This window comes from Halobacteriovorax sp. XZX-3 (genome assembly GCF_043196495.1).
Classification (GTDB): domain Bacteria; phylum Bdellovibrionota; class Bacteriovoracia; order Bacteriovoracales; family Bacteriovoracaceae; genus Halobacteriovorax_A.
This window is the reverse complement of sequence record NZ_JBEBMO010000001.1, coordinates 1717747-1728770: the sequence shown is the minus strand read 5'-3', so window position 1 is coordinate 1728770 and position 11024 is coordinate 1717747. Positions and strand designations below refer to the sequence as shown.

The 11024-nt window shown below is 36.6% G+C and carries 8 protein-coding genes; 6 read left to right on the top strand and 2 right to left on the bottom strand.

The window, feature by feature from the left end; translation table 11 throughout:
• Window positions 1-5: 5 nt before the first annotated feature.
• Window positions 6-1391, top strand: a complete 1386-nt coding sequence (gene rimO / locus ABMA70_RS08220) for a 30S ribosomal protein S12 methylthiotransferase RimO (protein ID WP_158246919.1) — start codon at window positions 6-8, stop codon at window positions 1389-1391.
• 4 nt (window positions 1392-1395) lie between these two features.
• On the opposite strand, the gene ABMA70_RS08215 is transcribed toward rimO, so the two are convergent.
• Window positions 1396-5238 (bottom strand): Ig domain-containing protein, encoded by a 3843-nt coding sequence (locus ABMA70_RS08215; RefSeq protein WP_392990507.1) that lies wholly within the window; start codon window positions 5236-5238, stop codon window positions 1396-1398.
• A 206-nt stretch (window positions 5239-5444) separates the two neighbouring features.
• Between ABMA70_RS08215 and ABMA70_RS08210 the strand changes: the two genes are divergently transcribed.
• On the top strand, window positions 5445-6221 hold the full coding sequence (locus ABMA70_RS08210) for a hypothetical protein (protein ID WP_103218726.1): 777 nt from the start codon (window positions 5445-5447) through the stop codon (window positions 6219-6221).
• On the opposite strand, the gene epmA is transcribed toward ABMA70_RS08210, so the two are convergent.
• Window positions 6222-7190, bottom strand: coding sequence for an EF-P lysine aminoacylase EpmA (epmA, locus tag ABMA70_RS08205; RefSeq protein ID WP_392990509.1), 969 nt, complete (start codon window positions 7188-7190; stop codon window positions 6222-6224).
• A gap of 76 nt (window positions 7191-7266) precedes the next feature.
• Here epmA and ftsY point away from each other — a divergent pair, with 76 nt between their 5' ends.
• Genes ftsY through rny form a run of 4 tightly spaced genes read left to right on the top strand, consistent with a single transcriptional unit; the run spans window position 7267 to window position 10981 of the window.
• On the top strand, window positions 7267-8487 hold the full coding sequence (ftsY, locus tag ABMA70_RS08200; protein WP_392990511.1) for a signal recognition particle-docking protein FtsY: 1221 nt from the start codon (window positions 7267-7269) through the stop codon (window positions 8485-8487).
• A 42-nt stretch (window positions 8488-8529) separates the two neighbouring features.
• Window positions 8530-8835 carry a cell division protein ZapA gene (gene zapA / locus ABMA70_RS08195; RefSeq protein ID WP_103218729.1) on the top strand — a complete coding sequence of 102 codons (306 nt, stop codon included), beginning with the start codon at window positions 8530-8532 and terminating at the stop codon, window positions 8833-8835.
• A gap of 1 nt (window position 8836) precedes the next feature.
• Window positions 8837-9412, top strand: coding sequence for a 5-formyltetrahydrofolate cyclo-ligase (locus ABMA70_RS08190; RefSeq protein WP_392990514.1), 576 nt, complete (start codon window positions 8837-8839; stop codon window positions 9410-9412).
• Window positions 9413-9427: 15 nt separating this feature from the next.
• Complete coding sequence (gene rny, locus ABMA70_RS08185) at window positions 9428-10981, top strand: ribonuclease Y (protein ID WP_368667189.1); 1554 nt, start codon at window positions 9428-9430, stop codon at window positions 10979-10981.
• Window positions 10982-11024 lie beyond the last annotated feature (43 nt).

Here is an 11024-nt window from a genome sequence, read left to right as displayed (position 1 = left end):
ATTATATGTCTGAGATTTCATCTCAAGTTAACCAAAAATTTAATGACCGTACGGTTTATTTTACTTCACTAGGGTGTTCAAAGAACCTCGTTGATGCACAGGTTATGCTCGGGCATATGGGACTAAATGGTTTTAAAGTTGTAACAGAGCCTCAAGATTCTGAGGTAATTGTTGTAAATACATGCTCATTCATTGAAGCAGCTAAGCAAGAATCTATTGAGATGATTCTTGATCTTGCAGACTATAAAGATGAGGAAGTTGGTAATTGTAAGGCACTTGTTGTTTCTGGTTGTATGGCCCAGAGATATTCAGATGAACTTGAAAAGAGCTTGCCTGAAGTTGATATGTTCATTGGAACTGGTGAATACAATAAAATCGTTCCACTTTTAACTGCTCTTGAAAATAATAAATTAGAGAAGAAGTCATTTGTTGAAGTTCCTAGATTTATTCATACTGAATTTGATCCAAGACTTAATACTTCTCCGTTCTATACGGCATGGTTAAAGATCTCTGAAGGTTGTAATAGAAATTGTACTTTCTGTATTATTCCAACTCTTCGTGGACGTCTAAGGTCTCGTACTGTTGAATCTCTTGTTGAGGAAGCAAAGCAATTGTCTTCAACTGGTGTTAGAGAGCTAAATCTTATTTCTCAAGATCTTTCTGATTATGGAGTCGATCTGAGTGATGAAAATAATCTATTCGAACTTCTATCAGGTCTTGAGACTGTTGATGGAGTAGATTGGGTACGTTTATTCTACTTTTACCCAGATGAACTTACTGATGAAGTTATTGAAAAAATGGCAACTTCTTCGAAAGTATGTAAATACCTTGATATGCCGGTTCAACATTTCTCAGATTATGTTCTTAAGCGTATGAATAGAAAGATTACTGGTGAGAAAATCATGGAGCGTATCACTAAGCTTCGTGAAAGAATCCCTGGAATTGTTCTTAGAACTTCAATCATCGTTGGATTCCCTGGTGAATCTGAAGAGGACTTTGAAAAATTACTTGAAGGTATCAAGCAAGCACGTTTCAACCACCTTGGTATCTTTAGATACTCAGATGAAGAAGGAACACCTGCTTACCGTTTAAAAGATAAAAATTCGCAAGAAGTAATTGATGATCGTTTTGATCGTCTTTATGAAGTTCAAAAAGAAATCGCTAGAGAATTAAATCAAGAATTCCTAGGTGAAACTGTTGAAGTTCTTGTTGAAGGAACTCACGAAGATACTGATCTTCTAATTGTTGGTCGCCATTTTGGTCAGGCACCTGATATCGATGGTAAGGTTATTATCAATGACTTAAATGAGAGAGATTTAAAAATCGGTGACCTCGTTAAAGTTGAGATCACCGATGTATTAGATTTTGATTTAGTTGGACGTGTAATTTAGAAGTTTATTCTTCATCGCGGTCATTATATTTTCCAGCCGGAAACTCGTATAAGTATCTACCAAAAATAGTTGTACCGGCAGGAATAGAAGCTTGTTTAATAGGTAAGGTTAGAGAAATCTCGTCACTATCAAACCCTTTAACTTGATAACTTTCACCACCAATAGTAAGTTCCATTCCAACGTAAACGTGATCTGCTGGAACTCCTGAAGTAATTATTAAACCACTCGAAGATCGAGTAGCTTCTGCCATTGTTAGTGGAAGTGCTGTAAGCGTATTCCCAATCGTTGGTGCCGTAGAAAGTCCACATGCTGAGTAATTAGAACCTCTGTTTAAATCATCCCAGTCAGTTATTGAGTTAACAGGCCTTCCATACACATCATTAAGAGCATTATCCATACCCCAGTTACCAGCAAGATAAGTTTTATCTAAATTAGCAAGTTCAAACCCAGTATCCCAGTCTCTGATATGAACATTAATTCTAGCAAGAATATCATCTGCTTGGTCTAGGCAGTTAAATGTATAAAATGGTTGAGCTCCCATTAATGGGTCAACAATACTATTTGGCGAGTTGTACATATCTGCAGAGTCAGCGTGCATCTTAATTGCATCAGCATAGTAATTTGTGTTCCCGTCGTGACATGCCATTTTTGAAAAATAGTTTGTTACAGTAACATTAGTATCTCCACCTTTTAGGATAGGATCACCTGGAATATAGCTTTTACTCATTCCATCAAATGCTTCTACTGATTCAGCATAAGTACCTTTATTAATGACGTTGTCTCTTGAGAAATGATGTACAACTGGTCCATCAAGGCAGCGTCTTGGGTTTCCGCCACATGAAACACTCTTTTTAACAACAGTATTTGTACAACTATCAGGTGTTACTACTGCACCCATATCATCGAGTACAGCTGGTGTATAAATGAATAGAATCTCTGCATATTGAATTTCACCAGTATCACAGTTGAATTCGTCAGAATATTTTCCAGTACACAGAGTTGTTAGTTCTGCATCGTAATAGACTCCATTTACATAATTACCATCTGAAACATATGTCGATACAGAAGCATCACCTCCGCCAAATGGGTTACCATTACCATCTCCAGCTGAGAAGTTAACAGTGTTAGCATTGATACATTCCGGGGATGCATCTCTTACAACTTGTACGATGTAATCAGAAGTCGCTCCATTATACGTAAGTTTATCTTCAGTTGTTTTATTTGGTCTTCTTTTGAAATAAGAAAATGGTACATATTCCATTGTATGGCAAATACCAGGACCAACATTAACAGCTAAGTTCATTTCTCTTTTGTAAATGTCCCCCTCTCCAACATCGAAGAAGCAGTCAATATCGACAATATCTTCTACCTCTGATGCCAAGTTACCTGGGTTACTCATAATATCTCTTTTCTTAATTCGACATTTATTGAATAGATTACCTTCGCCATCTTTATGAGCATGAAAAATTGGTGTTCTATCAATTTCTAAATCAACTTCAAAGTAGTCTTCTACTAAAATATCAAAAGATGTTGAACTTGTTCCTAGAATGTTTGTCGCTGAAACAGTATAAGTTTTTGATGCTGCTGCTACCTCTGGCTTACCCGAGATAATACCTGTTTCCGGATTAAGATTAAGGCCCGGTGGAAGGTCTGGTGTGATCGAATAATCTACAGATTCACCTTTTGGTAAAGTCGCAATTATATTTGCATCAATACCACGTTGTAATTCAAATGTGGATAGAGTTTCGTAATCTATTAGTGATGCAGCATTTACACTATATGGTCTGACTGATGAAAAACTTTCTGGAAGAGTAAGTGTAACAGGTAGTCCATCGGCACTTTGGAGTAGTGCAGTATTGTCAGAAGAGTTGATTCCCGATAGAGATAAGCTTGCTCTATTAGAAGTTGTAAGTATATCCATACCGCTTACAAGTGAGCCAACGCTAGAGAATGTTCCTTTTAAAACTGGTGACCAAATCTCTTGCAGTACATAATTTGTTCCTAGCGAACAATCTGTAATAGCAGTGTTAGATGCTACAAAATTTCTGTTTGAATTAATATCATTTGGATTCTTGATTTGATTTACAAAAATATAATTAGCTAAGCCTGCTTCTGTAGGGTTCCCTGTAACGATAGCTCTAGCGAATTCATTAGATGGTGCTGCTGCAAATTCCATGCAAATCGCAGGCATCGTTTCTATGTAATTAGGAGTAAATGCTGCAGTAGAATTAAGTTCCATTACATGTGTAAGTGAAATTGGAGTTGTCAGAATAACAGCTTCTTCGTCTAGAAAAGTTTTATAATTATCAATAGATGCATCTTTCTGAAATGCTCCTGAAATAACTTGCACAATCAGGTACTTTTCATTTCCATCAATATCAAGAATTCTTTTTATAATCCCTTCTGTTCCATCATTCAATGGTGGTGCGACAGAGCTCGCTACTCTTTGGCCAACAGTAAAGTTAGAAGTACTTTGAACAAGATTTTTAACTTTAAACGCTACCATTTGTGAATAAGATAAATTTTCAGGAGGGTTAATAACACCAATATCAAATTTAAAAGTTCTCATTGTTAGATCATTTGAGACTGTAACAGTATATTCTTTCGCTTCTTGGAGAGCATGAGCTGCTCCACCTGAAGTATCGATAATATAGCCAAATAACGGGCTATCAACATCTTTAACTAGTCTAAGAGTTGAAGGTAAGTCAGGACTAATTTCAATTTTCGTACTATTGTCATAGCTAATATGCGAAGCCGGACTACTTGAAGTATCATTAATTAGTTTTAGTACAATATTTGAATCAGGTTGAAAAAAGTATTTAACTTTCTGAATGATAGATTCTGTATTTGAAAATGGAATAGCATTATCAATTGTATCATTTGGATAAAGGTCCCCACTACTTAGCGTTCCGTAAATAGTATTTGAAGTATCTTTATAAATGATTGTTCCTTGTGCTCCACTTCCCGTCATGAAAGACTCTGTAGGTATTGCATCATTTGTAAGGAATCCGCTGTTTGACGCCAGTTCTAGTCCAATATAGACAGGTCCTGTAAATGGGAATGCTACAGTGTTTGTATTTGTTCCATCATAATTATAATAACAAGTACCACTACTTAGATATACATCTCCAATTGAAGGACTTGCGGGAGGAAGTGTTCCAATTCCTGCTCCTGTACAATTAAATGATTGATCATTAGTAAATGTTATAGATTCTGGAATAGGGGCTTGTACTGTTACTTTAGGCATTGACAATATCGTTAGAGTCTCAGCTGTAGCAGCGCTTGGGTTGTAGTAATTAAAGTTAGCAAATGCAAGAGTAAAAGCTCTAATAGGATCAATCGAATTGTTCAGCGCCTTGATTGTTCCTGTTTTTGAATCTGCAGAAAAGCTTGAGGCATATGTTGTCGTAATATCAGTACCAAAGTTAAAACCTGGATTTGAGATTGGATCAAGGAAGTTATTCTGAGTTGCAGAAGAAATAACTTTTGCTCCTTCTTCTCCTTGAATTATATAATCACCAAAATTACCAATTGGATCAATTACTGTAGTCGGTGTAACGGAAGGCTTATTTATTAAAGATTCATCACCCGTTACAAATATGTACATTTTAGAAGTATCGTAACTAATAGAGCTTGGGGCAGTAATGGTGTCCGGATCAATAGGAAAGCCATTATCATCAACAAACTCACTTGGAGGATCAACAACCTCTCCAACTGCACTTGATGCATCATCACTGCTTGCGCCATCTTCTTTGAACTTCGTTAAGCTATCAGGCACACATGAAGTTGCGATGAGCAGAAGGATTAATATTAAATGTAGAGACGGTTTACCTTTTAACGTTTTCATAACTTCATTATCGAATGATTCTTAAACAATCTTTACCAAAATTCATTTAGTCAGTGTTTATCGGAAGTTAGAGGTATTAATTGCCTAGAACCTAGACACAAAATTGACAAATTTTGTTGGCTAAAATTTGCTAACTTCCTAAAAATTCGAAGCGCCATTATAATGGTGTTTATATTGATAAATACTCGAATTTTCAGGGGAGACTTGTGAAGAGATTCATTCTAATTTGTTTAATTTCAACTTCTGCTTTTGCACAGATAACATTCTTGCAAAATTTAAGGCCATTTGTAGAAAAGAATATATCGACATCGTTGGCCGATAAAATTTGGGGGGAAAGAGATGAAGTCGAACTTCCTGAGATTCCTATTGTTAAAAAGGATGCTAAAGATCTAAGTGTTTACTCTAAAAAGGAATACAAATCACCTTTCACTAAAGAGCAGATGTCTCAATATAACTTATCATTTATTAATGAGTTAATTAAGGCCACGCGCGAACTTGATGCAAATAGAGATGAGTTATCAAAATGGTATGCAACTCTAGAGCAGGGGGGAACTCGTGAAGGAGTTTATCGCTCACTTGTGCTATCGCAATACTACCAACGCTTAGAAAATTATAACCAACAAACTTCAAGAGTTGCTAAGGAAATTACAGTTACAATATTTAAAAAATATTTGAATAAGGATTTAGATATTAAAAAACTTGATCCTTTAAATATTTACTCAGTGAAAAGAATCTTGGTTGAAAATGCAATTGAGGTACAAGATGCATTATTGGCCCGTTCGCAAGATGAGTTTGCACGCTGGTATGCTGTTTATTCTGCTGAGTTAGCAAATGAATTTCCAATGTGGAATAGTAAGTTACGCTCGGCAAAGGAAAGTGGTGTTCACTACCGTTGGGCTATGAAGATGACTCCTGATATTGTAAAATCAGAATTTATCTTAAAGACTCACTTATTATTTAATCGACTTCAAAAGAAACAATAGTTAATCAAAGAATGCGTCTTCTTCCATTCCTGTTAAGGACATTAGAAGGCGCTCTACTCCTAGTGCTATGCCAGCACTTCTTGGTAAACCGTTTTCTAATTGCTTTAAAAATCTCTTAGGCCAAGGAAGATTGTATTTATAAAGATCCTGTTTTAATGCTGCATCTTTCTCAAAACGTAAAGTTTGCTCATTTAAGTCAGTAAGCTCATTGAAGCAATTGCAAATCTCTATTCCACGACAGTAAACTTCAAATCTTTCACATACTCTTGAGTCATCCTCTTTAATGGTAGAGAGTGCTCTAAGTGGAGCAGGAAATTCATAGAGCATAAGAAATTCATACTTTTCCATTTCAGGCTCAATATAATTATACATAAGGAGAAAAAAGAGGTCGTCCCATGCGTAATCATCTTTATTTCCTGATAAGCTTATTTTTGAAAATTTCTTATCAATTAAATGATAAAGTTCATCGCGATCCATAAGTTCTAAAATATCAATGTTAAGAACTTCTAAAAATATTTCTTGAACAGTTGCTTTCTTTATCTTGTCATTTAACTCGATAACTCTAACACCTTTAGACTTTAGGTAGTCGTGGCAAAATCGATATAGGTCTATTGTATCTTCCATGATTTTTTTATAATTCTCATTGGCACGATACCATTCGAGCATGATGAATTGTTTTCTGTGAGTTGAGCTATTTGGCTCATCACGAAAGCAGTAGCTCATTGTAAAAACTTTTTCTAGGCCCTCTTGAAGTAGCTCCTTCATATGAAATTCTGGAGAAGTATGTAGAAAGAGGTCATGAGTTTTATTTTGATGCACAGAGTGAATTGCAAAGGGATGAATATGAACTTCCATTCCTGGATTTTCAACAATTGGCGGCGTTAGCACATCCATAAAACCATCTTTATTGAAAAAGTTTCGAATTGCTTGTTGTAGATGAAATAGTTTGATCTTATTTGTCATTTTCATGCCAATTTACGCCTTAAATATTGATTTTTATGCTTACATATCATATCTCTTAAACACACAAAATGGAGAATATATTATGTTGCAACTCGTTGCTCTTTTACAGTCTTGGGCAGATCAGGCCCAGCTAAATATGACGATAACTATTGAAATGGCGTATGCATTTATCGCGCTATGTTCAGCACTAGGTATCAGTGGATTTACTGGTATTTTCTATCTTCTTAAGCCAAAGGCACAATCAAAGCTTCCAAGTCGAGAGGTCAAAGAAGAGATTACTTCTGAAACTAAAGAAGTTGAAGCGGTCGAAGAAGTTGCTGTTGCTGAAGAGGTAGCGAAGGCGCAACCAGTACCAACTCCTGTTCCTGAGAAGTCTTGGAAAGAAAGACTAACAAAGGGTTTAAGTAGTTCACGTAATGGTGTTTGGGGAAAAATTGGAAGTCTATTTGGTGCTGGTGGTCTCGATGAAGACGCGCTTGAGGAGGTTGAAGAACTTCTTTATGGTGCAGATCTTGGGCCAAAGGCAACAAGTGAGCTGATCGAATCTCTTGAAGAGAAAGCAAAGAGCGCTGACTTCGATGAAGCTCAATTTAAAATATATATTAAAGAATTCTTAAAGAATAAAATGGCCGACGTTCAATCAAGAAACGAAGGTGATCTTTTTGAATTTAAAGGAAATGCAACGGGAATGCCTAAGGTTATTATGATCGTAGGTGTAAACGGTGCAGGTAAAACTACAACAATTGGAAAATTAGCAACAAAACTTACTCAGCAGGGTGCAAAAGTTGTTGTTGGTGCATGCGATACATTCAGAGCAGCAGCTGTTGATCAGCTTCAAGTTTGGTGTGAGAGAGCAGGTGCAACAATGATTCGTGCAAAAGAAGGGGCAAATCCAAGTGGTGTTGGATACGATGCACTGCAAACAGCGATTAATGAAAAAGCTGATTACTGTATTCTTGATACTGCGGGACGTCTTCATACTGCAGGTAACCTGATGGAAGAGTTAACAAAGAGTAAGAATGTTCTAAAGAAGCTAATGGCAGATGCGCCACACCATACTCTCTTAGTAATTGATGCGATCACTGGTCAAAACGCAATTCGCCAAGCAGAGGAATTTCATAAGGCACTTGATTTAACTGGTCTGGTATTTACGAAATGTGATGGTTCATCAAAAGCCGGAAGTGCAATTTCCATTGTTGATAGTCTACAAATTCCAATTACCTATATTGGTGTTGGAGAAAATGTCGAAGACCTGAGTGTGTTTAATTTAGATGAGTATCTTGACGCACTAGTAGGTAATTGATTGATTGACTGAAATCCTTTGTAGGACTACAATTAAATAACTATGGATATAAGTACGGAAGTAAAAGAATATCAAATTTTAGGTCATAACTTTAGACTCAAAGAGTCTAATGAAGATGAGGTTGTTTCAGCAACTGAAATTGTTGAGTATGTTGAATCAATCGCAAGCAATATTCGCCAAAAGGCGCCTTCAATTTCTAACTCACAACTAGCAGCTCTAGTTGCACTTGAGTTGGCAAAAGAAAAGCTATCCTTAGAAAGGGAATACAGAAGTGAGATTAACGAAGTTAAGTCTCTTTCTGATAATGCACTAAAGTTGATTGAAGAAGCACTTCCAAAAACTCATTAAGATGAGTCTTGAAAAGAAACAGCTTCGAAAAAAGGTATTAGAAATATTAGCTAATTTAAGCTTAGATGATCAAAGACTGCTGTCTGAGAAAATCTGTTCCAATATCGATTCTCTTTTAAAATCCGAAAACTTAAATCCTAAGCACCTAGGGGTTTTCTTTCCAATTCCTGGTGAAGTTAATTGTTTAAATTTGAAGGCGAAAGCAATACTTAGTTTCCCTTCGTTTGGTGAAGAATCAACACAGATGTGTTTTCGAAATACACCAATAAATGAACTTGAAATAGTTCAAGCTTTTGGAAAAGAATTTAGAGTTCCTAGAGATAGTGATTCAATAATTTTTCCTGAAGTTATTTTAGTTCCAGGGGTTGCCTTTGATAATGAAGGCCATCGTTTGGGAAGAGGTAAAGGTTATTACGACATTTACCTTAATAGATTGATTAATATTGATAAGAAGAAAGTTATAAAAATAGGAGTTTGCTTTAATCAACAGTTAAGTGATGAAGTTGTCTTTGAGGAACATGATCAAGCAATGGATTTTATCGTAACTGATCGGGAAGTGATTAAAGTTAATAAATAGGAGAGAGAAATGAGTATGGATTTAATCTTAGCTTCACTTCTTTTCCTTGTCGTTGGACTAGCAGTTGGTTTTGTTATCCGTAATCTTCAAGCTAAAAAAGAAGTGCTTGAAAGAGAAGCGAAGGGTGACGAAATAATTGAAAAGGCCAAGGCACAGGCAAAAGACATTAGCTATAAAGCAAGAAAAGAGGCAAAAGAGGCAGCTCAAGAAGAAAAGAAGGAAGCTGACAAGTATGCCGAGCGTGTGAAGCGCGAACTTAACGATCAGGAAAAAGATCTAAATAAGAGACAAGCAAAGCTTGAATCGAAAATGGATGAACTTGATGAGAAGACTAAGAAAGTCGAGAAGCGTGAAGAAGACGTAAAAGAAAAAGAGCTTGATGCTCTTAAAGAAAAAGAAAAATTTGTTGTTCGCCAAGAAGAGTATGCAACTAAATTATCTGAAGTTGCTGCTATGACAAAAGAGCAAGCAAAAGATGAACTACTTGATACGATGAAAGAAGAAGCTCAAGTAGATTTTTCTAAAATGATCACTCGTATGGAAGAAGAAGCTAAAGAAGAAGCTGAGACTCGTGCGAAGAGAATTGTTGGAATTGCAATTCAAAGATACGCAGGTGAGCACGTTGGTGAAAAGACGATCTCAACTGTAGACCTACCATCTGATGATGTTAAAGGTCGACTAATTGGTCGTGAAGGTCGTAACATCCGTGCATTCGAGCAAATCTGTGGTGTTGACTTAATTATCGATGATACTCCTGAAATTGTTGTTATCTCCTCATTCAACGTTGTTAGACGTGAGATTGCTAAAGATACAATTGAGAAGCTAATTGCTGACGGTCGTATTCACCCTGCAAAGATTGAAGAATTCCACGATAAATCAAAAGCTGAATTTGAGAAGAAGCTTCTTTCTCTAGGTGAAAAAGCACAAATGGAGATTGGTGTTCATGGTATCCACCCTGAAATCCTTAAGCTTGTTGGTGCTCTAAACTTTAGAACTTCATATACTCAAAACCAATACCAACATGCAATTGAAGCAGCGTTTATCTGTGGTTCAATGGCAGCTGAGATGGGGCTGAATATTAAACAAGCTCGCCGTGCAGGTCTACTACACGATATCGGTAAAGTACTTGATGCATCTGCTGAAGGTTCACATGCTGTTATCGGTGCTGACTTCGCTAGAAAGTATGGAGAGTCTGCGGACGTTGTTCACGCAATCCGTGCTCACCACGATGACGAAAAACCAGAATCAATCCTTGCTCACATTGTAGCAGCAGCAGATGCCATTTCTGGAGCAAGACCAGGTGCTCGTAAAGCACTTACTGAGTCTTATGTATCTCGTCTTACTGATATTGAAGAAATTGTTAATTCTTTTGAAGGTGTTAGCAAGTCTTACGCAATCTCAGGTGGACGTGAAGTTCGTGTCTTTGTTGAAAATGACAAGGTTACGGATGAGGAAACTGTTATGCTATCTCGTAATATTGCTAAGCAAATCGAGGAGCAAATGTCTTACCCTGGAACAATTAAAATCACAGTTGTTCGTGAGACAAAAGCAGTTGGAGTTGCTAAGTAAAATAACTTCCATTTATAATATAAGTAAGGCACCGATATGGTGC